Consider the following 24160-nt stretch of genomic DNA (forward strand, 5'->3'; position numbering starts at 1 on the left):
ATTCTCCCTGACTTTCAGGGCAGGGAGGATGCTTGTAAATCGGCAAGAATCGGTGCCAGAATATTATGGGTATTGGTTTCTTTACGCGACGAGGCGAAAATACTGAATTGTGGTAACGGGAACGGCGTATTTATTTCTTTCAAGCTATAAAGATGCGCATGTGTAGCAAAAACTTTTTCCGGGATCACTCCTAAACATTGGGTATTTGCCACAATAGTGAGTATCGAGGTAAAAGAAGAGGTCAGCAGACAACGATCTCCGGTTCTGAATTTTTTATCAACGATGCTTCGGTGATAAATAATTTTCTCATTTTTGGTATTGTAGCCCACCAGATTCGCACTTCTGAACATTTCCTCACTGATCGAATTACCATATAACGTATTATTTTTTGACGCCGCCAGCACCAGCCGCATATCACATATTTTTTGGCAGGAAATACTGCCAGACTCAACGGAAAAGGTAGAAAAAACAACGTCAGCCTGGCGCATCGTTAGCAGTTCGATAATGCTTTGTTCATTTAAATCGGCGGTGAGATGTAAGAGACTGATATCTGCGTTGTTATTGATTATTTTTTCCGTGACGTCGGGAATAACGATGGGTGAAATAAACGATTCCGTATACAGCGTGAGCCTTTTTTTGGATGCCGGGGAGGTATGTGGCATCAGTAACGACAGTTTATCGATAATCGGGATCGCATTATCATAAAGCTCGTCGGAGTAGACGGTTGGTAACAGCGCATTGCCGCTGCGGACAAATAAATTATCCCCCATCAGTTCGCGCAGTTTTCTTAACGACTGGCTGACGGCTGAGGGTGAAATATTCAACATGTCAGCGACGCGGGTGATGCTCCCGACGCTATAGATTAAACAGAAGATCGTCAGCAGATTCAGGTCTATCTTTGATAACGTGCGTATCTTCTCGGCATCATGTGCTTTGGACATAGACCCCTCATCATCCGTGTCACGACAGTAACCCATCAGGTATAGCAAAAAATTTTCACTACGTCAGAGACAGACTTTTTCCGTGTACGCAATTACAGCGATCTCCGCTGTAAGTTGTAACATTGTAAATAATGTTAATCAATTAGGGTTTATTGATGTAGAGCATCAATTTGTTCAAAAAACAACCATACTATTAAGTTGCATGATGGTTGGAAAGAGGAGGAACAAGGTATGGTTGTTGACAGACTGAGAACCGATCTTCTCAACAAGTTGATAAACGCCCGCATCGATCTCGCCGCTTATCTGTTGTTGAGGAAAGCGAAAGGGTATATGTCAGTGAGTGAGAGCGATCGTCTGCGTGATAATTTTTTTGCCCTGAATCGCGAACTACACGACCAATCACAGCTCCACGGTATGCATCTTGATCAGGAAGAGTGGAATGCCCTGCGCCGTGCTGAAGGGGCGTTAGCCGCCGCCGCTGTTTGTCTGATGAGTGGACATCACGATTGTCCGACCTATATCGCCGTTAACGCAGAGAAACTTGAAAACTGCCTGACAACGCTGACGCTGAGTATCCAGAGTTTGCAAATGTACTCAACGCTGGAACACGTCTGAACCAGGGGGAGGGCGCTCCCCCTTTTCGTTAAGATTGTGTAAAAATCACGGGATATCGTGCCTTGCTGGCTACGCTTTATGCAGAGCCATTAAGGAGGTGCTATGCGTCGACTCTTTCTCTGTGCGGCCCCACTCTTGCTGTTCGCCCCTTATACCTACCCAGAATCTTCTGCACTGAAGGTTGAGGTGCTGCAAACCAAACTTGACCATCCCTGGTCGCTGGCTTTTTTACCGGACAATCGCGGCATATTAGTCACGCTTCGGGGAGGACAACTGCGGCTCTGGCAACCGGGGGAAGGACTTTCCGACCCGCTGACCGGGGTCCCAAAGGTTTGGGCACAGGGTCAGGGGGGACTACTTGATGTGGTGCTCGCCCCGGATTTTGAGCGCTCCCGGCGCGTGTGGCTCAGCTTTGCTGAGGCCGACCATGAGGGTAAAGCGGGTACGGCTGTCGGTTATGGGCGACTGAGCGACGATTTAAAACACCTGCAGGGATTCCAGACGGTTTTTCGCCAGATGCCGAAACTCTCAACGGGCAACCATTTTGGTGGGCGCATGGTGTTTGATGGTAAAGGCTACCTGTTTATTGGTCTCGGCGAGAATAACCAGCGCTCTACCGCTCAGGATCTGGACAAGTTGCAGGGCAAGGTTGTGCGCTTGACCGATGAGGGCAAGATGCCGCCGGACAATCCTTTTGTGAACCGGACCGACGCCCGACCTGAAATTTGGTCGTATGGCATCCGTAACCCACAAGGGATGGCGATGAATCCCTGGAGTGACGCGCTGTGGTTAAATGAACATGGTCCGCGTGGAGGGGATGAAATTAATATTCCCGAGAAAGGAAAAAACTACGGCTGGCCGATAGCGACCTGGGGGATTAACTACAGCGGTTTAAAAATACCTGAAGCCAAAGGGGAAATTGTTGAGGGTACGGAACAGCCTGTCTTCTACTGGGAAAAGTCGCCGGCAGTCAGTGGGATGGCTTTTTATGACCGTGACACCTTTGCGCAGTGGCAACATAAATTGTTTATCGGCGCGTTGAAAGACCAGGATGTGATCGTATTAAGCGTCAAAGGGAATCAGGTCACTGAGGATGGACGCATTTTACGGGAAAGAGGTCAGCGGATCCGCGATGTGCGTGTCGGACCTGACGGTTATTTGTATGTGTTAACCGACGAGTCCGACGGGCAGCTACTGAAGGTGAGCCCTCGGTAGCCGCATCGATGCAGCACTTAGCTGACCGGGATCATCACCGCTTTCTGGAACGCCGGACGTTCGGTAAGCTGCTGATACCAGCGCTCAAGGTGAGGGCGCTCGGTCCAGCTCAGGCCAACGTTAAACAGGTTGTAGATAAACGGCGCGATGGCGATATCGCCGGGCCCAAACTCGGCCCCGGAGAACCACGGTTGGTCGGCCAGCGCGTTGTCGAGCATGGCAAACAGGTTGTCGCAAACCTTCACGCCCGCGTCAATAGCCGCCTGGTCGCGTTGTTCCGCCGGTGTTCTGACCAGGCCAAATAAGATAACCCGATGGGCAGGACTTAACGTCTGGTTGGCCCAGTCCATCCATTTTTCGCCTACTGCACGTTTTGCCGGAGCATCGATCCACAACCGTTTTTGCCCGTACTGGGCGGCCAGATAGCGAACGATGGTATTGGATTCCCACAGTAAAACGTCAGTTTCATCATCGCGTAGCAGGGGGACCAGACCGTTTGGATTCATCGCCAGGTAGTCGGCATCGTGGTTAATACCGTGCTTCCCACCCGCCAGTATTTGGCTATACGGCAGTTCCAGCTCTTCGAGCGTCCACAACACTTTTTTCACGTTGGTCGAGTTATTGCGACCCCACAGTGTAATCATAGTAACCCCGCGTAATCATTGAGCAGCTTGATGGCTGCATTCGGTATTAAACCCGTTACATGGTGGGGTAAACCTGATATTTACGCAATAACGTGTAAAAAAATCGTGATGAAGGCGGCGCAGCGCAGTGTTATTGCATAAACTTTAAAAACTTTACCAACTTACAGTTTCTTTAAGCTCGTTAGTGCGTTATTACTCACCGCACTTATTTTACACGTCATCCATCAGACTTCTGCATGGGTTGGCCGAGTTAGCTTGGCCGGTTTTGTGTAAACACGGTGTGGTATGACGTGGTTTTTTTGGAATGGATACTCGGGTGGCATTTATGACGCAATACTTCTCTTCACTTCGCAGCTTGGCTGCGGGTTCTGCACTCTTAATCCTTTTGGCGCCGACCGTACAGGCGGCGGAGCAACCAACGGCTCCACCGAGCGTGGACGCGCGAGCATGGATCCTGATGGATTACGCCAGCGGGAAGGTGCTGGCTGAAGGTAATGCTGATGAGAAATTGGATCCTGCCAGTCTGACCAAGATCATGACCAGCTATGTGGTCGGCCAGGCGTTGAAGGCCGGGAAAATTAACCTGAATGACATGGTTACCGTGGGCAAAGATGCCTGGGCGACCGGTAATCCGGCCCTGCGTGGTTCTTCGGTGATGTTCCTCAAGCCCGGTGATCAGGTGGCGGTGTCCGATCTGAACAAAGGCGTTATCATTCAGTCGGGTAATGATGCTTGTATTGCGCTGGCGGATTACGTCGCCGGGAGCCAGGAATCATTTATTGGCTTGATGAATGGCTATGCGCAAAAACTGGGACTGACCAATACCACCTTCCAGACCGTGCATGGACTAGATGCAGCAGGGCAATTCAGTACCGCGCGTGACATGGCGCTGCTCGGGAAGGCGCTAATCCACGATGTACCGGAAGAGTACGCCATCCATAAAGAGAAAGAGTTTACCTTTAACAAAATTCGCCAGCCGAACCGCAACCGTCTGCTGTGGAGCACCAACCTGAACGTGGATGGAATGAAAACGGGTACTACGGCAGGGGCGGGTTACAACCTGGTGGCTTCCGCGACCCAGGGCGATATGCGCCTGATCTCCGTGGTGCTGGGGGCGAAAACTGACCGTATTCGTTTTAATGAGTCAGAAAAACTGCTGACCTGGGGCTTTCGCTTCTTTGAAACCGTCACGCCGATTAAACCAGATGCTACTTTCGTGACTCAGCGCGTGTGGTTTGGTGATAAGAGCGAAGTGAATTTGGGCGCCGGGGAAGCGGGTTCTGTGACTATTCCGCGCGGTCAGCTCAAAAACCTGAAAGCCAGCTTTACCCTGACTGAACCGCAGTTAACCGCGCCGCTGAAGAAGGGTCAGGTCGTCGGGACTATCGACTTCCAGTTGAATGGGAAATCCATCGAGCAGCGTCCGTTGATGGTGATGGAGGCCGTTGAAGAAGGCGGTTTCTTTAGCCGGATGTGGGATTTTGTGATGATGAAATTCCACCAGTGGTTTGGTGGCTGGTTCTCTTAATCATACCGATTGCCGGATGGCGCAGCTCACTTCGTCATCCGGTTTTTTTATTACGTCTCGGATACACAGAATGTTCACCAGCAGGAAGGTCATTACCTGCATCATCAATAGCTGAGCGTTTTTACGCAGTCCGGCCAGCTGCTCGCGCAGAGTAAAATTATAGGCCAGCGACAACGGTACGCGCTCTTTCCCCCACAAAAAGCACAGAAAAACATCACCACGCCCACGGTGCACAGAACGGTTACGCCGTATTGATAGCCTTTCTCCAGGTTGCCTTGACCAAAGAATTCCACCATCCACGGCAGGCCGATGGCGACCAGAAAACCCGCAAGCTTGGGCGCATCCAGCGTTAACCACCGTAGCGGTCGATAAACGCGAGCTTGGACAAGATGCGTTCCGTTTGCTGCTCAATGAGCAAGGGGAGCGAAATCTGCAGCTGCCGGTCAGACTGGTCGTGCGTGAAAGTTCCCTCAGCGATTCAGCACATTCACGGTTGCGCCCTACGACGTAATCCGGCAAAGTCTCGTCATCAGGAAAAAAGGGCTCCTACAGTGAAACGACTCATCATTGGTATTTCTGGCGCCAGCGGTGCAATTTATGGCGTGCGGCTGTTACAGGTTTTGCGTGACGTTTCCGATGTGGAAACCCATCTGGTGATGAGTGCGGCGGCGCGGCAGACGCTGGCGCTGGAAACGGATCTCTCTGTGCGCGACGTGCAGGCATTAGCCAATGTGAATCACGACGCGCGCGATATCGCCGCCAGTATTTCATCCGGTTCGTTCCAGACGGCAGGGATGGTCATTCTGCCCTGTTCAATTAAAACGCTTTCCGGCATTGTTCACAGTTACACCGATGGGCTGCTGACCCGGGCCGCAGACGTAGTGCTGAAAGAACGCCGTCCGCTGGTGCTGTGCGTGCGTGAAACGCCGCTACATTTAGGGCATTTGCGACTGATGATGCAGGCGGCAGAAATAGGCGCGGTGATTATGCCGCCAGTTCCGGCGTTTTATCATCGTCCTCAGACGCTTGATGATGTGATCAATCAAACAGTTAATCGCGTTCTCGACCAGTTCGACATCACGCTTCCGCAGGACTTGTTTACGCGCTGGCAGGGGGCATAAGCCGCTCCGCCTGTGTGCAAATCTGCATTCATTGCCCTGTTTCAGGGCAATTTTGTAACCGCGATCATATCCTCAACATTTAATTCGTTAAAACTCAACGAAACGCTGCGGTTCAACCGTCATACCTGCTATCTTCAAAATCAGGACAATATTGCAACGTTTTATTAACATATTTAACGTCGAATATCCTCATCGACGCGAAAATGGCATAAGACCTGCATGAAAAAGTCTGCAAACACACAACACAACGTAAAACATAATAAAATTATGCCACTTGAGGGTTATGTATGAAGAAGACGGTACTTGCTTTGTCTTTGCTGGTAGGACTTTCCGCAACCGCGGCCAGCTACGCAGCGCTTCCGCAGACAGTTCGTATTGGTACAGATACCACCTACGCTCCTTTTTCTTCTAAAGATGCCAAAGGCGATTTTGTCGGCTTTGATATCGATCTCGGAAATGAGATGTGTAAGCGTATGCAGATAAAATGTACCTGGGTTGCCAGTGACTTTGATGCGCTGATCCCCTCCCTGAAAGCGAAGAAAATCGATGCCATCATCTCCTCGCTTTCCATCACCGAGAAGCGCCAGCAAGAGATCGCTTTCTCAGACAAGCTTTACGCAGCAGACTCGCGTCTGATTGCCGCGAAAGGTTCACCAATCCAGCCAACTCTTGATTCGCTGAAGGGGAAACATGTTGGCGTACTGCAAGGCTCCACCCAGGAAGCCTATGCTAACGATACCTGGCGCAGCAAAGGCGTGGATGTGGTGGCCTATGCGAACCAAGATCTTATCTATTCTGACCTGACGGCAGGGCGCCTGGATGCCGCGTTGCAGGACGAAGTCGCAGCCAGCGAAGGGTTCCTGAAACAACCTGCAGGTAAGGACTACGATTTTGCAGGTCCTTCGGTAAAAGACAAAAAATACTTTGGTGACGGAACCGGGATTGGCTTGCGCAAAGATGATGCTGAGCTGAAAGCCGCGTTTGATAAAGCGCTGGGCGAGCTGCGCAAAGACGGCACCTACGACAAAATGGCGAAAAAGTACTTTACCTTTAATGTCTACGGCGACTGATACGGGAATGGATTGCACCAGAGGGGTTACCCATTACGGTGCATAATAAATTCAGTGCACTGTTTTGGTGCTCTTATCGCTGACTTAATGAGCATGATTGCATAGTTAAGCGCTTTTCATGCAAAAAAATACCGCCGACAAGGTAGAATACTTTGCCTTGTCGGCCTGATTAATGGCACGATAACTGCACCTGGTCCTGTAAAGATCCCCTATAAAAGACAGTCTGTTGAGGATAGTTATGAAAAAACTGGTGTTGTCTCTTTCTCTGGTTCTGGCTTTCTCCAGTGCTACCGCAGCTTTTGCAGCTATTCCGCAAAAAGTGCGTATCGGTACCGATCCCACTTATGCTCCGTTTGAATCGAAAAATGCGCAGGGTGAATTGGTTGGTTTTGACATCGATCTGGCGAAAGAACTCTGCAAACGCATTAATACACAATGTACCTTCGTTGAAAACCCACTGGATGCGTTGATCCCTTCGTTAAAAGCGAAGAAAATCGACGCTATCATGTCTTCGCTTTCGATCACTGAAAAACGTCAGCAGGAAATCGCCTTTACCGACAAGCTCTATGCAGCAGACTCTCGTCTGGTGGTTGCTAAAGATTCCGCTATCCAGCCGACCATTGAGTCGCTGAAAGGCAAGCGTGTCGGTGTACTTCAGGGCACGACTCAGGAAACGTTCGGCAACGAACACTGGGCACCTAAAGGTATTGAAATTGTCTCCTATCAGGGGCAGGACAATATTTATTCTGACCTGACGGCTGGGCGTATTGACGCCGCGTTCCAGGATGAAGTTGCGGCCAGTGAAGGTTTCCTGAAGCAGCCAGTAGGCAAAGATTACAAATTCGGCGGCCCGTCTGTGAAAGATGAGAAGCTGTTCGGAGTAGGTACCGGCATGGGGCTGCGCAAAGACGATAACGAACTGCGCGAAGCACTGAATAAAGCGTTTGCAGAAATGCGCGCTGACGGGACTTACGAGAAGCTGGCGAAAAAGTACTTTGATTTTGATGTTTACGGCGGTTAATCCCCCCGTATTTTGATAAAGCCCGCTCCCTCCTGCCACGCGGGAGGGAGAAAAGAGGCCTAGAGCTACCACACACGACAGGACAGGCAGCATGTTGTATGGCTTTTCAGGTGTTATTTTACAGGGCGCAATTGTTACGCTTGAGCTGGCTCTCAGCTCAGTGGTACTGGCGGTTCTGATAGGTCTTGTCGGCGCGGGTGCAAAGCTGTCGCAAAGCCGGGCAATGGGGCTTATTTTCGAAGGGTATACGACGTTGATTCGCGGAGTACCCGATCTCGTCTTAATGTTGCTCATTTTCTACGGATTACAAATCGCACTTAACTCCATTACTGACGCAGTTGGTATCAGCCAGATTGATATCGATCCGATGGTGGCGGGGATTATCACGCTTGGTTTTATCTACGGGGCCTATTTTACCGAAACTTTCCGTGGCGCGTTTATGGCGGTTCCCAGAGGCCATATTGAAGCAGCGACAGCGTTCGGTTTTACCAGCTCACAGATTTTCCGCCGGATTATGTTTCCGGCGATGATGCGCTACGCGCTACCGGGAATTGGTAATAACTGGCAGGTTATTCTAAAGGCGACGGCGTTGGTTTCGCTGCTCGGCCTGGAAGACGTGGTGAAAGCAACGCAGCTTGCCGGGAAGAGTACCTGGGAACCGTTTTATTTTGCCGTGGTGTGCGGGGTTATCTATCTGGTGTTTACCACCGTGTCTAATGGTGTGCTGCTGTACCTTGAGCGCCGCTACTCCGTGGGTGTGAAGAGGGCTGACCTGTGATTGAGATTATTCAGGAATACTGGAAATCCCTGCTGTGGACCGACGGCTACCGTTTTACCGGCGTGGCGATCACCCTGTGGTTGCTGATCTCATCCGTGGTGATGGGCGGGATTTTGGCGTTGTTTTTAGCGATTGGTCGCGTATCCAGCAATAAGTTTATCCAGTTTCCCATTTGGCTATTTACTTATATTTTTCGTGGGACGCCGCTTTACGTTCAGCTACTGGTGTTTTATTCCGGGATGTACACGCTGGAGATCGTGAAAGGGACGGACCTGCTCAACGCGTTTTTCCGCAGCGGCCTTAATTGCACCGTGCTGGCATTAACGCTGAATACCTGCGCTTATACCACCGAGATCTTTGCCGGGGCCATCCGTTCGGTGCCTCACGGTGAGATTGAAGCTGCGCGCGCCTACGGTTTTTCTTCATTCAAAATGTATCGCTGCATTATTTTGCCTTCCGCATTGCGTATTGCACTGCCTGCGTACAGCAATGAGGTTATTTTAATGCTGCACTCCACGGCGCTGGCCTTTACGGCAACGGTGCCGGATCTGTTGAAAATTGCTCGCGATATCAACTCGGCGACATACCAGCCGTTTACCGCCTTCGGGATTGCTGCCGTGCTGTATTTGATGATTTCGTATGTCCTGATCAGTCTGTTCCGTAAAGCGGAAAAACGCTGGTTGCAGCATGTATCCTCTAAAACGCACTGAGAACATGATGTCTGAGAATAAATTAAACGTTATCGATTTACACAAACACTACGGCGAACATGAAGTGCTGAAAGGGGTATCGCTGCAGGCTAATGCGGGCGATGTTATCAGTATTATTGGCTCGTCAGGTTCCGGTAAAAGTACCTTCCTGCGCTGCATTAACTTTCTCGAAAAACCGAGCGCTGGGTCGATTGTGGTCAGCGGTCAGAATATTGGCCTGGTACGCGACAAAGATGGCCAGCTTAAGGTGGCGGACAAAAATCAGCTGCGTCTGCTGCGCACGCGCCTGACCATGGTCTTTCAGCATTTTAACCTGTGGAGCCACATGACGGTGCTGGAAAATGTTATGGAAGCGCCCATTCAGGTGTTGGGGCTGAGCAAGCAGGAAGCCCGCGAGCGCGCGGTGAAATATCTGGCAAAAGTGGGTATTGATGAACGCGCACAGGGTAAATATCCGGTGCATCTGTCCGGTGGTCAGCAACAGCGTGTCTCCATTGCGCGCGCGCTGGCGATGGAGCCCGAAGTGCTGCTTTTTGATGAACCGACGTCAGCGCTTGATCCAGAGCTGGTAGGTGAAGTGTTGCGTATAATGCAACAGTTGGCCGAAGAGGGGAAAACCATGGTGGTCGTCACCCACGAAATGGGGTTTGCCCGTCATGTCTCCACGCACGTGATTTTCCTGCATCAGGGGAAAATTGAAGAAGAAGGCAACCCGGAGCAGGTCTTCGGCAACCCGCAAAGCCCACGCTTACAGCAGTTCCTTAAAGGATCGCTGAAATAAGCGCTTGATTGCCCGGCGGCGTGTCGCTTGCCGGGCTTACGACTTGCTGCACTCCAGACGATAAACCCAGTCGTCATAACGCACGCCATTCACTTCATACGCTTGTTCAAGCACCTGGGTGCGCACAAAACCGGTTTTCTCCAGTATGCGCACGGAGCCTTTATTGTCTGCCAGTACGTACGCGTTGATTGCCGTTACGCCAGCGTGCTGAAAGGCATACTCGCACACTGCGCGCACGGCCTCGCTTGCGATACCTTTTCCCTGTGCCTCTGGAATGATGACGTAACCAATGTCGGCTTCCTGCGGGTAAAGATGGCTAATCTGCAAGCCAATATCACCCAGCGGGGTGGCGTCATGATGTTGGCGGATGACGAAAGTGTGTGGCGCATTCAGCCGCCGGGCGAACAGCAGGCGCGTTTCTTTTGCCGGGGAGATATTGCCCATAAAACGCATGATGTCCGGGCTTTCGCGCAGCCGCAGGAAAAACGGCCAGTCAGTCGGTTGAAACGGGGAAAGGGTAAGTCGCGGGGTGGTAATTATCGCCATAAATTCGCCATTACAGAAGTCAGGCCTATAACCTTACCACCGTAATGGCGACAGTGAACAGCAATCGGAGTTATCGAATGACGTCAGCCAGCGCTTCCTCTAAGTCATACCAGCGAAACGCAAAACCAGATGCTTCCAGGCGCTTGGGTAATGCGCGCTGGCCACCGAGGACCAACACCGAAGACTCTCCCATCAGCAATCGCATAGCCGTGGCGGGAACACGCAAGACGGCTGGGCGATTCAGAGCATGGCCCAGCGCATGGGCAAACTGCTCGTTACGTACCGGATACGGCGAGACCATATTGAAGGGACCGCGCAAATCGTTATCCAGCAGCCAGATGATCGCGTTGACCATATCATCAATATGGATCCAGGCCAGATACTGACGCCCGTTGCCGATGGGGCCACCCAGACCAAGGCGAAACGGTGGGACCATTTTCCCCAGGATCCCGCCAGCCGACGCCAGCACGACGCCGGTTCGTAGTAGGCAGACGCGCGTGTGATCGCTTTGCGCACCGCAGGCGATCTGTTCCCACTGGGCGCACAGCTTGTGGGTAAACTCGTTGTGCGGTGGTTCCTCTTCCGTAACGACGACTTCACCTAAATCGCCGTAGTATCCGGCGGCAGAGCCGGAGATTAACACTGCAGGCGGCGCATCGCTGGCTTTGATTAAATCGACCAATTTCTGGGTAATTCCCCAACGACTCTGGCACAAACGCTCCTTTTGCTCAGCCGTCCAGCGCTTATCGGCGATGGGTTCTCCGGCAAGGTTAACGATAGCGTCGATGCCATTGAGGTTGGGCCTGCCCTCCAGCCCTTTCCAGAGCGTAACCCGGGAGTCTAGAATCTGACTGGCCTTATCAGGCGTGCGTGTTACCACGGTTATCTGATGTCCCAGCTCCAGCAGGCGGGGGATCAAATGGCGTCCAATCAGGCCAGTACCGCCGGTAATCAGAATCTGCATATCGCCTCCCGGGTAGTGGTTATCGCTGCCAGCTCAGCGTCATAGAAACGGAGTCGGCGTAGCGTAATGCGTGAAGTTTATCGATCTCTACTTCAGCATAAGTGACCCAGTGATGTTCACGTGCGATATCGAGCACATCTTGGGTTAATTTTTCCAATAATGAGAAGCGGTTACTTTCTACGTGCGAAATAATGCTCTTGGTGATAGTGCGATAATTCAACGCATCGTTGATATCTTCGCTGGATCGGGCTTTGTCTGCTGGGTAATGAATGGCGATGTTAATGACGATATCCTGGCGATTCAGGATCTCCTCTTCTTTGATGCCAATAAAAGTGCGCAGACGAAGGTTTTTTATACGAATAATCGCGTCAGGTTGTGACATTGCAGGTTTCCTCCATGTATGAACCTCTGCATGATACACGAGAACCGAATTGTGTTACCTCTTCTCACTCTGAGTGTGCTGCATCGCACGTTCCGTGGCGGGCCGTGTACGAATGCGTTCGTACCAGTTATTGACCGCCGGATAATTGTCGAGATCGATGCGTTGACGCTGGTGGGCATTAATCCACGGCCAGCAGGCAATATCCGCAATGCTGTAGTGATCGCCACCCAGCCAGGGGGATGTTTCCAGACGTTTGTTCATCACGTTGTACAACCGCTGGGTTTCAACCTGATATCGTTCAATAGCGTAAGGGATAGTCTGCGGCGCGAAGTGATTGAAATGATGATTCTGGCCTAGCATGGGACCCAGACCGCTAACCTGCCAGAACAGCCACTGCAACGTGGTGTGGCGTTCGCGCAATTCGCCGCTGAGCAGCTTGCCGCTCTTCTCCGCCAGGTAGAGTAAAATTTCACCCGATTCAAACAGGCTGATTGGCCTCCCGCCGTCTTCCGGTGCGCTGTCGATAATGGCCGGGATTTTATTATTCGGCGAGATTTGCAGAAAATCAGGATGAAATTGATGCCCTTTGCTGATATCGATATGAATCAGACGGTATTGCAACTGCGCCTCTTCGAGAAACAGCGTGATTTTGTGGCCGTTGGGCGTAGGGGTGTAGTAGAGGTCAATCATCTCAGCATCCGTTTTGTTATTGCACCGGGTCATTACAAGTATAGAAAGCCTCCAGATGTATGTGAGTTTTCATCAAGTGACAGGGTGAGAAAGACTCTATATTTTGAAAGCAAGCCAATTCACTTCCGAGGACATTATGAGCAAACCTGCAATTACGCTGTGGTCAGATGCCAACTTTTTCTCCCCGTATGTATTGTCTGTGTATGTTGCTCTGCAAGAGAAGGGGCTGCCTTTTATGCTGAAAACCGTCGATCTCAGCGCTGGCGAGCATTTACAACCCGCATGGCAAGGGTATGCGTTGACGCGCCGTGTACCGGTTCTTGAAATCGACGGTTTTGAACTGAGCGAATCCTCGGCCATCGCTGAATTTTTGGAAGATCGTTTCGCGCCGCCGCAATGGGAGCGAATCTACCCGCACGATCTGCAAAAACGTGCGCGGGCTCGCCAGGTTCAGGCGTGGATCCGTAGCGATCTGATGCCTATCCGTGAAGAGCGCTCAACGGATGTGGTTTTTGCTGGCGTGAAGAAAGGCCCGTTGAGCGAGGGAGGAAAAGCCAGCGCGGAAAAACTGTTCGCCACTGCGGGCAGTTTACTGGCTCACGGGAAACAGAATTTATTTGGCGAATGGTGTATCGCTGATTGCGACTTAGCGCTAATGATTAATCGCTTGGTGCTAAACGGTGATGACGTTCCACAGGCGTTAGCCGACTACGCCACCTTCCAGTGGCAGCGGGCGTCGGTACAACGTTTTATCGCGCTTTCAGCGAAGCGTTCCTGCTGATAATCGAGCCATAATCCAGTATCATTAAGAGGTATTTTACGACGAGGAGTGAGTGATGAAACTGATGTTCGCATCGGACATTCATGGGTCGTTGCCAGCCACGGAGCGCGTGATTGAATTGTTTGCCCACAGTGGGGCGCAATGGCTGGTGATATTGGGTGATATTTTAAACCACGGTCCGCGTAATGCGCTGCCACAAGGCTATGCGCCTGCGCAGGTTGCCGACCGTTTGAACGAGCAGGCCGCACGTATTATTGCGGTGCGCGGCAATTGCGACAGCGAAGTGGATCAGATGCTCCTGCATTTTCCAATAACCGCGCCGTGGCAGCAGATTCTGACGGAAAACCAGCGGCTCTTTTTGACGCACGGACACCTTTTTGGTCCGGAAAACCTCCCGGCACTCAACGCGGGCGATGTGCTGATTTACGGGCATACGCACCTGCCGGTTGCCGAGAAGCGTGGCGATATTTATCACTTTAACCCCGGTTCGGTCAGTATTCCGAAGGGAGGTTTTACGGCAAGCTACGGGATTCTGGATGATAATGTTCTCAGCGTAATGGCACTCAATGATCAAAGTATCATTGCACAGGCCGAGATTAATCCGTAATTTACCCCACAAACGTAAACGCGCCGTAAGAGCGCTAGAAAAAAGAAGGTTTCCTGATGGTGGAACAGCGTCGTTTGGCAAGTACGGAATGGGTGGATATTGTGAATGAAGACAACGAAGTCATCGCACAGTCCAGCCGGGAACAAATGCGGGCGCAGCGACTACGTCATCGTGCGACGTATATCGTCGTGCACGATGGTATGGGCAAAATTCTGGTTCAGCGTCGTACCGAGACAAAAGATTTTTTGCCCGGCATGCTGGATGCCACCGCGGGCGGTGTTGTTCAGGCTGATGAGCAAATGCTTGAATCCGCCCGCCGTGAAGCAGAAGAGGAATTGGGGATTGCGGGCGTGCCGTTTGCCGAGCACGGTCAGTTTTATTTTGAAGACCAGAACTGTCGCGTCTGGGGCGGGCTGTTTAGCTGCGTGTCCCACGGGCCGTTCGCGCTGCAGGAAGAAGAAATTAGCGAAGTTTGCTGGCTGACGCCGGAAGAAATTACCGCACGCTGCGACGAGTTCACACCAGACTCGCTGAAAGCGCTGGCGCTGTGGATGACCCGCAACGCCAAGAATGAAGGGGCGAAAGCCGAAAAGCAGGAAGAAGCTGAGTAAAATCTGCTTATCCGGCCTACAACGTCGAGAAATCGTGTAGGCCGGGCAATCGTTTTTTAATGGTAACCCATTATCTGCGCACCAATCACTACCACGCTGGACATAATAAACAGCAGACCCAGCAGCGTGGCACCTACCTTCAGCCAGTTGCGAAAATCCACCCGACAAACGCCCAACGTCGCCATTAATGATGCTGAGGTTGGATAGATAATGTGGCTGAAGCCGTCGCCAAACTGGAAGGCCAGCACGGTTACCTGACGATTTACGCCAACCAGATCGCCCAGCGGCGCTAACAGCGGCATGGTCAACGCTGCCTGACCCGAGCCGGAAGTAACGAAGAAATTAAACACCGCCTGGAACAGCAGCATAAACCATGCAGCGATAGCATTGTCCAGACCGCTAATACCGTTGGCGATGCTGTGCAGCAGGGTATTCAGCACGCTGGCATCTCCCGCCTCACCATTGCCTACCAGCAGCAATATCCCCTTGGCAAAACCGACCAGCAGGGCAGGGGCAATCATCATGCGCGCACCCTCAGTAAATGAGGACGCCATGATGTTGACCGTCATGCCATTGAGCCGAAAGACGACGCCGATAATGCCAATCAGCAGCCCCATGGTGAAGAACTGGCTGGCAATCTCAGGAATGAACCATGCGTTGACAATAACGCCCCAGATGACCCACACAATCACACCCGTCAGCACCATCAGTACCAGCCAGTCGCCGAGCGTGAAGCGGCGCTCAATGACCTCATCTTGCTGTTCGCGGAAGAAACGGTCTGATTCATGAACGCGGGACAACAGGGGATTCTTTTTGATGCGTGCCGCATAGGCCAGCGTGAAGGTCAGGCCTATCATGGTGGCAATGACCCACACCACGATACGCAAACCTGAGCCGGAGAGCACCGGAACGCCAGCAATGCCCTGCGCGACAACCACACAGAACGGGTTCATCCACGAACTGGCAAAACCGATTTGGGTGGCAATATAGGTCACCAGCACGGTGGTGATACTGTCGTAACCTAATCGTACCATCAGCGGCGCGATGATAATGGCAAAGGCGACCGCTTCTTCCCCCATGCCAAATACCGCACCACCCAATGAGAAGAGAATAAACAGCACCGGGATAAACAATACCTCGTTACCCCGGGTATGACGGATGAGCGCCAGGATGCCGTTATCAATGGTTCCGGTGCGCATCACGATGCCAAACGCGCCGCCAATCACCAGCATAAACATAATGATGCCGACGGCGGTGCCGAATTTAGAGCCAGAAGTTAAGCCTTCAAACGGGAAGTTCATCAGGCCAGGACTTTCATCGCCGGTGGTAAAGAACTTAACCGGGTGATACTGCTCTTCACCGGCTTCATTGGTCAGAATACGGAAAGAGTGGGGATCGACCACTTTACGGGTTTTGGTCTGCCCATCAACCTGGTACTGAACCTCCTGGCTGTCGAACATCCCGACGGGAACAACCCAGGTTGCCAGGCTGGTTAAAATGGCGACGAAAAAAATAATCACCAGCGTATCGGGCATGGCCCATTTTTTGGCTGGTTGTGATTCTGTTACTGCAGACATGAAAGACTATCCCTGTTGCAAAGCAAAGAGGGTAAGTATGCAAACAGGAGAATAGTTATTCATTGATGCAGCGCATCCTGGCAAATGTTTCAGAATATGCCAACGGGAAAAAAGATATAAAAAAACCGGAAATATCAGCTATTTCCGGTTTGATAAGCAGATGTGTTGCCGGATAAGACATCCGGCACACGCAGCAAATTACTGCTGCTGCTGGGAAGACTGGATCGCGGTCAGTGCGATGGTGTAGACGATATCGTCTACCAGCGCGCCACGAGACAGGTCGTTCACCGGCTTGCGCATACCCTGCAGCATCGGCCCGATGGAGATCAGGTCGGCTGAACGCTGTACCGCTTTGTAGGTGGTGTTACCGGTGTTCAGATCCGGGAAGATGAACACGGTAGCGCGACCTGCAACCGGAGAGTTCGGCGCTTTGGATTTTGCTACGTCAGCCATAACGGCGGCGTCGTACTGCAGCGGACCATCGATCATCAGGTCAGGGCGTTTTTCCTGAGCCAGACGCGTCGCTTCGCGAACTTTCTCTACGTCGCTACCTGCACCAGAGGTGCCGGTGGAGTAAGAGAGCATTGCTACGCGCGGTTCGATACCGAAGGCAATCGCGGAGTCTGCGGACTGAATAGCGATTTCTGCCAGCTGTTCTGCAGTCGGATCCGGGTTGATCGCGCAGTCGCCGTAAACGTAAACCTGATCCGGCAGCAGCATGAAGAACACGGAAGACACCAGAGAGCTACCCGGCGCGGTTTTGATCAACTGCAGCGGTGGACGAATGGTGTTCGCAGTGGTGTGAACAGCACCGGAAACCAGGCCGTCAACGTCGTCCTGCTCCAGCATCAGGGTACCGAGAACCACGTTGTCTTCCAGCTGTTCGCGGGCAACGGTTTCGGTCATACCTTTGTTTTTACGCAGCTCGACCAGGCGAGCAACGTAGCTTTCGCGAACCACATCCGGGTCAACGATTTCTACGCCAGCGCCCAGTTCAACGCCCTGAGACGCTGCAACACGGGTGATTTCATCTGGGTTACCCAGCAGCACGCAGGTCGCGATACCACGTTCAGCACAGATGGCTGCCGCTTTAACGGTACGCGGTTCGTCGCCTTCTGGCAGAACAACGCGTTTGCCCGCTTTACGCGCAAGCTCGGTCAGCTGGTAGCGGAACGCTGGCGGAGACAGACGACGGCTGCGCTCAGAGGTCGCAGTCAGGGATTCAACCCAGTCAGCGTTAATGTAGTTAGCAACGTATTCCTGAACTTTCTCGATGCGCTCGTGATCGTCAACCGGAACTTCCAGGTTGAAGCTCTGCAGGCTCAGAGAGGTCTGCCAGGTGTTGGTGTTCACCATAAATACCGGCAGGCCGGTTTCGAATGCACGTTCGCACAGTTTGGTGATGCGCGCGTCCATTTCATAGCCGCCAGTCAGCAGCAGGGCACCGATTTCTACGCCGTTCATGGCCGCCAGGCATGCTGCAACCAGCACGTCAGGACGATCGGCAGATGTTACCAGCAGAGAACCAGCACGGAAGTGCTCGAGCATGTGCGGAATGCTGCGTGCGCAGAAAGTCACAGACTTCACGCGACGGGTATTGATATCGCCTTCGTTAACGATGGTAGCGTTCAGGTGACGCGCCATATCGATTGCACGAGTTGCGATCAGATCAAAGCTCCACGGCACTGCGCCCAGAACCGGCAGCGGGCTGGATTCTTGCAGTTTAGCCGGGTCAACTTTAACCACTTTCGCTTTGGAAGAGTCGTCAAAAATCTCGGACAGATCCGGGCGAGTACGGCCCTGCTCATCAACCGGTGCGTTCAGTTTGTTAACGATAACGCCAGTGATGTTGGTATTTTTTACGCCGCCGAAGCTGCTGCGAGTCAGTTCAATACGCTCGTTCAGCTGTTCCGGGGTGTCAGTACCCTGAGACATTACGAAGACGATTTCCGCGTTCAGCGTTTTCGCGATTTCGTAGTTCAGAGACTGAGCGAACTGATGCTTACGGGTCGGGACCAGGCCTTCAACCAGCACCACTTCTGCATCTTTGGTGTTCGCATGATAGTTTGCGATGATCTCTTCCATCAGCACATCTTTCTGATTGCTGGAGAGCAGAGATTCAACGTGGCTCATCTTCAGCGGCTCAGCGGCTGGCAGAGATGAGTTTGCACGCACGATAGCGGTAGTCTGGTCTGGCGCATCGCCACCGGCACGCGGTTGAGCGATCGGCTTAAAGACGCTCAGACTTACGCCTTTGCGTTCCATTGCACGGATCACGCCAAGGCTGACGCTGGTCAGACCGACGCTGGTTCCGGTAGGGATCAGCATAATAATACGGGACACGGTTTATCCTCTTTCGTTACCGTCGGTTTCGACGGGTTACAAAACAGCACCGCCAGCTAGGCTGGCGGTGTGAAATCAGGCAGTCAGACGGCTCGCGTCTTGCGCGATAACCAGTTCTTCGTTGGTTGGGATAACCACCGCAGGACGGGTACCTTCTTTGTTGATGAAACCAGATTTGCCGAAACGTGCGGCCAGGTTACGTTCGTGGTCAACTTCAAAGCCCAGAACGCCCAGTTTGCCCAGAGACAGTTCACGAACCATCGCGGCGTTTTCACCGATACCACCGGTGAAGACGACGGCATCCAGACGACCGTCCATCAGCGCAGTGTAAGAACCGATGTATTTCGCCAGACGGTGGCAGTAAACGTCCATTGCACGTTTAGCGTCTTCTTTAGTCGCGTAGTTGTCTTCAACATAGCGGCAGTCGCTGGTGACTTCGGTCAGGCCCAGCAGGCCAGACTCTTTGGTCAGCATTTTGTTGATCTGGTCAACGCTCATGCCCAGGGTGTCGTGCAGGTGGAAGATGATCGCTGGGTCGATGTCACCGGAACGAGTACCCATCACCAGGCCTTCCAGCGGGGTCAGACCCATGGAGGTATCAACACATTTACCGTTACGGATAGCAGAAACAGAACCACCGTTGCCCAGGTGGCAAGTGATGATGTTCAGTTCTTCGACCGGTTTGTTCAGAACTTTTGCAGCTTCCTGAGTTACATAGAAGTGGCTGGTACCGTGCGCGCCGTAGCGACGAACGCCGTGCTCTTTGTACAGGCTGTACGGCAGGGCGTAAAGGTAAGATTCTTCCGGCATAGTCTGATGGAACGCGGTGTCAAACACAGCCACGTTTTTGTCTTTCAGATTCGGGAAGGATTTCAGCGCTTCTGCAATACCGATCAGGTGAGCCGGGTTGTGCAGCGGTGCGAAAGACGCAGAATCTTTGATGCCCTGGATAACGGAATCATCGATAACCACGGAGCTGGTAAACTTCTCGCCGCCGTGTACGATACGGTGACCGATAGCAGTCAATTGCGCGGACAATTCTGGTTTTTGTGCCAGAATAGTGTTAACGATAAAGTTCAGCGCTTCACTGTGAGCGGCGCCTGCACCTAAAGCCGCTTCTTGTTTACCGCCGTCCATTTTCCACTTGATACGTGCTTCTGGGAGATGGAAACATTCGGCTAAACCAGAGAGGTATTCTTCACCGTTTACTGCATCGATGATTGCAAATTTCAGTGAGGAGCTACCGCAGTTCAGAACCAGTACTAACTTACTCGACATGGAAGTACCTATTTATGATACGTGGCTAAAAAAACGTCAGGGAGTCATAGAGCGTAGCGCATGATGACACTGACGTTTATGATTAACATCATGCACCGTTGTCTTTTTGGGCATGATGGAATAAATACCTTTGAGTCTATGTCATTTTGCGTATTTTTCAGCCAATGGCATACTGTATGCCAATTTGACGACTCAATGATTTTGGACTAAAGGCCTTACAGGCCGACACAGGATACCTGATTGTGGGTATCGAAGACAAAATGTTTTGAACGATGTCCCTTGTAGTTGTTGTTTTGCACAAATTTTTTAATTTTTATATGTGAAGTTGAGGTAACCGCCATGTCGACACCGGATAATCGCTCCGTAAATTTTTTCAGTTTGTTTCGCCGGGGGCAGCACTACGCTAAGACGTGGCCGATGGAAAAGCGCCTGGCACCAGTATTTGTTGAGAATCGCGTGATCCGTATGACGCGTTACGCGACCCGTTTTATGCCGCCTATCGCCGTCTTTACCCTCTGCTGGCAAATCGCGCTGGGTGGACAACTGGGACCGGCCGTAGCGACTGCGCTGTTTGCGCTCAGCCTGCCGATGCAGGGCATGTGGTGGTTAGGGAAACGTTCCGTAACGCCGCTGCCGCCCTCGATTCTCAACTGGTTCTATGAAGTCCGGGGAAAATTACAGGAAGCCGGGCAAGCATTGGCCCCGGTAGAAGGGAAGCCCGATTATCAGGCGTTAGCTGACACGCTTAAGCGTGCCTTCAAACAACTGGATAAAACTTTCCTCGATGATTTGTAATTGACCCCTGATTACGCATATAAAAGAAGGCACAAGATGCCTTCTTTTTTTTCATCGCAGCAGTAGTGATACAGGAGTCCCAAATGGAAATGACCAACGCTCAACGTCTTATTTTGTCTAACCAGTACAAAATGATGACTATGCTCGATCCCACCAACGCCGAGCGTTATCGTCGTTTGCAGACGATTATTGAACGCGGTTATGGCTTGCAGATGCGCGAGCTGGATCGTGAGTTTGGTGAGCTGACGGAAGAAACCTGTCGCACGATTATCGATACCATGGAGATGTATCACGCATTACACGTTTCCTGGACTAACCTTAAAGACGCCCAGGCTATTGATGAGCGACGCGTCACGTTTTTGGGTTTTGATGCCGCAACGGAAGCGCGTTTCCTCGGCTATGTACGTTTTATGGTCAATGTGGAAGGGCGTTACACACATTTTGATGCCGGTACGCACGGCTTTAACGCCCAAACGCCAATGTGGGAGAAATATCAGCGCATGTTGAGTGTCTGGCACTCCTGCCCGCGTCAGTATCATCTGAGTGCGAATGAAATTAATCAAATCATTAATGCCTGAGGGGGCCAACGTGCAGTGCAAAGGCTTTCTGTTTGATCTGGATGGAACGCTGGTTGATTCCTTACCTGCGGTAGAACGAGCGTGGTGCAACTGGGCCGATCGTTTTGGTCTCGATCACGCCGAGGTGCTGGGATTTATTCACGGCAAGCAAGCCATCACCTCTCTGCGACACTTTATGGTGGGCAAGTCAGAGGCGGAGATCGCTGCGGAATTTACGCGCCTGGAGCAAATAGAGGCCACGGAAACCGCTGGGATCACCGCGCTGCCGGGGGCGGTTGATTTACTCAACCATCTCAATAAAGCGGGCATTCCATGGGCGATTGTGACCTCCGGCTCAATGCCGGTGGCACGTGCGCGTCATAGGGTTGCGGGTCTGCCAGCCCCGGAAGTGTTTGTCACTGCCGAGCGGGTAAAAAGAGGCAAGCCAGAGCCCGACGCCTATCTGCTAGGCGCGCAGCTATTGGGCCTTGCACCGCAGGAGTGTGCGGTGGTGGAAGATGCACCCGCCGGGGTGCTCTCAGGGCTTGCTGCAGGATGTCATGTCATCGCGGTGAACGCCCCAACGGACACGCCGCGACTGGATGAGGTCGATTTTTCTCTGACCAGTCTGGAGCATATTTCTGTGACTAAACAACCCAACGGAAATGTGGTCGTTGTAAGAAATACCTGATCATGATTTAGCCCCAGATTGTTGGGGCTTTTTTATGGCAGAATCGGTCCATCCCTCTCATTTAACAAGGATATGTTGTGAACGGTCAATTGATGTGGGTTCTCTCATTGCTGGCGATTGCCGTGGTCTTGTTTGCGACGGGCAGAGTGCGTATGGACGCGGTCGCTTTGCTGGTCATTGTTGCCTTTGTTCTGAGTGGAACACTGAGCATTTCTGAAGCCTTTTCCGGTTTCAGCGATCCTAACGTTATTTTGATAGCCGCCCTGTTTATTATTGGCGACGGCCTGGTACGTACCGGAGTGGCGACCGTGATGGGGGCCTGGCTGGTGAAGGTGGCTGGTAGCAGCGAAGTGAAAATGTTGGTGCTACTGATGATCACCGTCGCCGGACTCGGCGCGTTCATGAGTTCTACCGGTGTTGTCGCCATCTTTATTCCGGTTGTCTTAAGCGTCTCCATGCGCATGCAAATCTCACCGTCACGCCTGATGATGCCGCTCAGCTTTGCCGGGTTGATCAGCGGTATGATGACGCTGGTGGCTACGCCGCCTAACCTGGTTGTCAACAGTGAGCTCCTGCGTGAAGGGCTTAACGGTTTCAGCTTCTTCAGCGTGACGCCGCTGGGGCTGGTGGTATTGGTGCTCGGCATTATTTATATGCTGCTGATGCGTTTTATGCTGAAGGGCGATGAAGCCGGTCAGCAGGGGGATGGATGGAAGCGCCGGACCTTTCGCGATCTCATTAAAGAGTATCGCCTCACGGGGCGCGCTCGTCGCCTGGCCATTCGCCCAGGTTCTCCCATGATTGGCCAACGTCTGGATGATTTAAAACTGCGTGAGCGCTACGGGGCGAACGTCATTGGCGTTGAACGCTGGAGGCGCTTTCGGCGTGTCATTGTCGACGTAAACGGGGTTTCTGAGTTTCGTGCCCGCGATGTTTTGCTGATTGATATGTCTACCGCCGATGTGGACCTGCGCGAATTTTGTAGCGAGCAACTGTTAGAGCCGATGGTACTGCGCGGCGAATATTTCTCCGAACAGGCGCTGGATGTGGGCATGGCAGAAATTTCGCTGATCCCGGAATCGGAATTAATTGGTAAGACGGTGCGGGAAATCGGATTCCGTACCCGCTATGGGCTTAACGTGGTTGGATTAAAGCGCGATGGTGCGGCGCTGGCTGGGGCGGTCGTCAATGAACCGCTGCTGATGGGCGATATTATTCTGGTCGTGGGCAACTGGAAGCTGATCACCGCGCTTGGGAAAAAAGGGCGCGATTTTGTGGTGTTAAATATGCCCGTTGAAGTCAGTGAGGCATCTCCGGCGCACAGCCAGGCACCGCATGCGATTTTCTGCCTGGTGCTGATGGTTGCACTGATGTTGACCGATGAAATCCCCAACACGGTCGCCGCGATTATCGCCTGTCTGCTGATGGGCAAATTCCGCTGTATTGATGCAGAAAGCGCATATAAAGCCATCCACTGGCCGAGTATTATTTTGATCGTCGGGATGATGCCCTTTGCGCTGGCCTTGCAAAAAACCGGCGGTGTCGATCTGGTGGTGAAAGGCCTGATGGATGTCGGTGGGGGATATGGCCCATACATGATGCTGGGCTGCCTGTTTGTACTATGCGCCACCATCGGGTTATTTATCTCGAATACCGCGACGGCGGTGCTGATGGCACCGATTGCGTTAGCGGCGGCGAAGTCGATGGGGGTTTCACCGTATCCTTTTGCGATGGCGATTGCGATGGCGGCTTCTGCAGCCTTTATGACGCCGGTGTCTTCCCCGGTTAACACGCTGGTGCTGGGACCGGGCAACTACAGCTTTAGCGATTTCGTGAAGATTGGCGTGCCGTTTACGGTGATTGTCATGGCGGTGTGCATCGTGATGATCCCAATGCTGTTTCCGTTTTGATTTT

25 protein-coding genes and 1 pseudogene are annotated in these 24160 nt (G+C 52.2%); 16 read left to right on the plus strand and 10 right to left on the minus strand.

All coding sequences use genetic code 11. From position 1 onward, the window contains the following. Positions 1-14: 14 nt before the first annotated feature. On the minus strand, positions 15-941 hold the full coding sequence (locus E4Z61_RS01170; protein ID WP_135321160.1) for a LysR family transcriptional regulator: 927 nt from the start codon (positions 939-941) through the stop codon (positions 15-17). Positions 942-1172: 231 nt separating this feature from the next. On the opposite strand from E4Z61_RS01170, the gene bssR reads away from it, so the two are divergent. Then, positions 1173-1556, plus strand: coding sequence for a biofilm formation regulator BssR (gene bssR / locus E4Z61_RS01175; RefSeq protein ID WP_135321161.1), 384 nt, complete (start codon positions 1173-1175; stop codon positions 1554-1556). A 102-nt stretch (positions 1557-1658) separates the two neighbouring features. Continuing rightward, positions 1659-2771: a PQQ-dependent sugar dehydrogenase gene (locus tag E4Z61_RS01180; protein WP_135321162.1), complete on the plus strand. Its 1113-nt coding sequence runs from the start codon at positions 1659-1661 to the stop codon at positions 2769-2771. Between the two features lie 17 nt (positions 2772-2788). Here the strand turns inward: E4Z61_RS01180 and E4Z61_RS01185 are convergent, their stop codons facing one another. Next, a complete protein-coding gene (locus tag E4Z61_RS01185) occupies positions 2789-3415 on the minus strand; it encodes a glutathione S-transferase family protein (RefSeq protein ID WP_135321163.1) in 627 nt (208 codons plus the stop codon). Between the two features lie 325 nt (positions 3416-3740). On the opposite strand from E4Z61_RS01185, the gene dacC reads away from it, so the two are divergent. Further along, positions 3741-4943 carry a serine-type D-Ala-D-Ala carboxypeptidase gene (gene dacC / locus E4Z61_RS01190; RefSeq protein WP_135321164.1) on the plus strand — a complete coding sequence of 401 codons (1203 nt, stop codon included), beginning with the start codon at positions 3741-3743 and terminating at the stop codon, positions 4941-4943. Positions 4944-5000: 57 nt separating this feature from the next. On the opposite strand, the pseudogene E4Z61_RS01195 reads toward dacC, so the two are convergent. Beyond that, positions 5001-5275, minus strand: a pseudogene (locus tag E4Z61_RS01195) (MFS transporter); the annotation flags it as partial. 219 nt (positions 5276-5494) lie between these two features. On the opposite strand from E4Z61_RS01195, the gene E4Z61_RS01205 reads away from it, so the two are divergent. The 6 genes from E4Z61_RS01205 to hisP all read left to right on the plus strand — a co-directional run bounded on the left by E4Z61_RS01205 (position 5495) and on the right by hisP (position 10424). Further along, on the plus strand, positions 5495-6064 hold the full coding sequence (locus E4Z61_RS01205) for a UbiX family flavin prenyltransferase (RefSeq protein WP_135321165.1): 570 nt from the start codon (positions 5495-5497) through the stop codon (positions 6062-6064). 287 nt (positions 6065-6351) lie between these two features. Next, positions 6352-7134: a lysine/arginine/ornithine ABC transporter substrate-binding protein ArgT gene (argT, locus tag E4Z61_RS01210; RefSeq protein ID WP_135321166.1), complete on the plus strand. Its 783-nt coding sequence runs from the start codon at positions 6352-6354 to the stop codon at positions 7132-7134. Positions 7135-7372: 238 nt separating this feature from the next. Continuing rightward, positions 7373-8155: a histidine ABC transporter substrate-binding protein HisJ gene (gene hisJ, locus E4Z61_RS01215; protein ID WP_135321167.1), complete on the plus strand. Its 783-nt coding sequence runs from the start codon at positions 7373-7375 to the stop codon at positions 8153-8155. A gap of 91 nt (positions 8156-8246) precedes the next feature. Beyond that, positions 8247-8933, plus strand: coding sequence for a histidine ABC transporter permease HisQ (locus E4Z61_RS01220; RefSeq protein WP_135321168.1), 687 nt, complete (start codon positions 8247-8249; stop codon positions 8931-8933). After that, positions 8930-9643: a histidine ABC transporter permease HisM gene (gene hisM, locus E4Z61_RS01225; protein ID WP_135321169.1), complete on the plus strand. Its 714-nt coding sequence runs from the start codon at positions 8930-8932 to the stop codon at positions 9641-9643. Before E4Z61_RS01220 ends, hisM begins: the two co-directional genes overlap by 4 nt. Positions 9644-9650: 7 nt before the next feature. Next, positions 9651-10424, plus strand: coding sequence for a histidine ABC transporter ATP-binding protein HisP (gene hisP, locus E4Z61_RS01230; RefSeq protein ID WP_135321170.1), 774 nt, complete (start codon positions 9651-9653; stop codon positions 10422-10424). Positions 10425-10460: 36 nt separating this feature from the next. Here the strand turns inward: hisP and E4Z61_RS01235 are convergent, their stop codons facing one another. The 4 genes from E4Z61_RS01235 to yfcG all read right to left on the minus strand — a co-directional run bounded on the left by E4Z61_RS01235 (position 10461) and on the right by yfcG (position 13006). Next, on the minus strand, positions 10461-10970 hold the full coding sequence (locus tag E4Z61_RS01235; protein WP_135321171.1) for a GNAT family N-acetyltransferase: 510 nt from the start codon (positions 10968-10970) through the stop codon (positions 10461-10463). Between the two features lie 70 nt (positions 10971-11040). Then, a complete protein-coding gene (locus tag E4Z61_RS01240; protein ID WP_135321172.1) occupies positions 11041-11934 on the minus strand; it encodes a TIGR01777 family oxidoreductase in 894 nt (297 codons plus the stop codon). A gap of 19 nt (positions 11935-11953) precedes the next feature. Next, a complete protein-coding gene (folX, locus tag E4Z61_RS01245) occupies positions 11954-12316 on the minus strand; it encodes a dihydroneopterin triphosphate 2'-epimerase (protein WP_135321173.1) in 363 nt (120 codons plus the stop codon). 54 nt (positions 12317-12370) lie between these two features. Then, the gene (yfcG, locus tag E4Z61_RS01250; RefSeq protein ID WP_135321174.1) at positions 12371-13006 is read right to left on the minus strand and encodes a GSH-dependent disulfide bond oxidoreductase; all 636 of its coding nucleotides are present in this window, start codon (positions 13004-13006) and stop codon (positions 12371-12373) included. A gap of 136 nt (positions 13007-13142) precedes the next feature. Between yfcG and yfcF the strand changes: the two genes are divergently transcribed. From yfcF to yfcD, 3 genes are read left to right on the plus strand one after another with little or no spacing between them, the layout of a single operon-like run. Further along, the gene (yfcF, locus tag E4Z61_RS01255; RefSeq protein WP_135321175.1) at positions 13143-13787 is read left to right on the plus strand and encodes a glutathione transferase; all 645 of its coding nucleotides are present in this window, start codon (positions 13143-13145) and stop codon (positions 13785-13787) included. Positions 13788-13842: 55 nt separating this feature from the next. Then, positions 13843-14394 carry a phosphodiesterase gene (yfcE, locus tag E4Z61_RS01260; RefSeq protein WP_135321176.1) on the plus strand — a complete coding sequence of 184 codons (552 nt, stop codon included), beginning with the start codon at positions 13843-13845 and terminating at the stop codon, positions 14392-14394. 56 nt (positions 14395-14450) lie between these two features. Further along, positions 14451-15005 (plus strand): NUDIX hydrolase YfcD, encoded by a 555-nt coding sequence (gene yfcD / locus E4Z61_RS01265; RefSeq protein WP_003839343.1) that lies wholly within the window; start codon positions 14451-14453, stop codon positions 15003-15005. Positions 15006-15061: 56 nt separating this feature from the next. On the opposite strand, the gene yfcC is transcribed toward yfcD, so the two are convergent. From yfcC to ackA, 3 genes are all read right to left on the minus strand, one after another. After that, positions 15062-16582 carry a putative basic amino acid antiporter YfcC gene (yfcC, locus tag E4Z61_RS01270; RefSeq protein WP_135321177.1) on the minus strand — a complete coding sequence of 507 codons (1521 nt, stop codon included), beginning with the start codon at positions 16580-16582 and terminating at the stop codon, positions 15062-15064. 198 nt (positions 16583-16780) lie between these two features. Then, a complete protein-coding gene (gene pta / locus E4Z61_RS01275) occupies positions 16781-18925 on the minus strand; it encodes a phosphate acetyltransferase (RefSeq protein WP_135321178.1) in 2145 nt (714 codons plus the stop codon). 75 nt (positions 18926-19000) lie between these two features. Beyond that, complete coding sequence (gene ackA, locus E4Z61_RS01280) at positions 19001-20203, minus strand: acetate kinase (RefSeq protein ID WP_135321179.1); 1203 nt, start codon at positions 20201-20203, stop codon at positions 19001-19003. Between the two features lie 339 nt (positions 20204-20542). On the opposite strand from ackA, the gene yfbV reads away from it, so the two are divergent. The 4 genes from yfbV (at position 20543) to E4Z61_RS01300 (ending at position 24156) form a co-directional block, all read left to right on the plus strand. Continuing rightward, positions 20543-20998 (plus strand): terminus macrodomain insulation protein YfbV, encoded by a 456-nt coding sequence (yfbV, locus tag E4Z61_RS01285; protein ID WP_045445597.1) that lies wholly within the window; start codon positions 20543-20545, stop codon positions 20996-20998. 83 nt (positions 20999-21081) lie between these two features. Then, complete coding sequence (locus E4Z61_RS01290; RefSeq protein ID WP_135321180.1) at positions 21082-21576, plus strand: YfbU family protein; 495 nt, start codon at positions 21082-21084, stop codon at positions 21574-21576. Then, a complete protein-coding gene (locus E4Z61_RS01295; protein ID WP_135324850.1) occupies positions 21569-22246 on the plus strand; it encodes a sugar phosphatase in 678 nt (225 codons plus the stop codon). The genes E4Z61_RS01290 and E4Z61_RS01295 overlap by 8 nt, the downstream gene beginning before the upstream one ends. 77 nt (positions 22247-22323) lie before the next feature. Then, entirely contained in the window at positions 22324-24156 is a 1833-nt protein-coding gene (locus tag E4Z61_RS01300; RefSeq protein ID WP_135321181.1) for an SLC13 family permease, read from the plus strand. Positions 24157-24160: the final 4 nt, after the last annotated feature.

This window comes from Citrobacter tructae (genome assembly GCF_004684345.1).
GTDB lineage: Bacteria > Pseudomonadota > Gammaproteobacteria > Enterobacterales > Enterobacteriaceae > Citrobacter > Citrobacter tructae.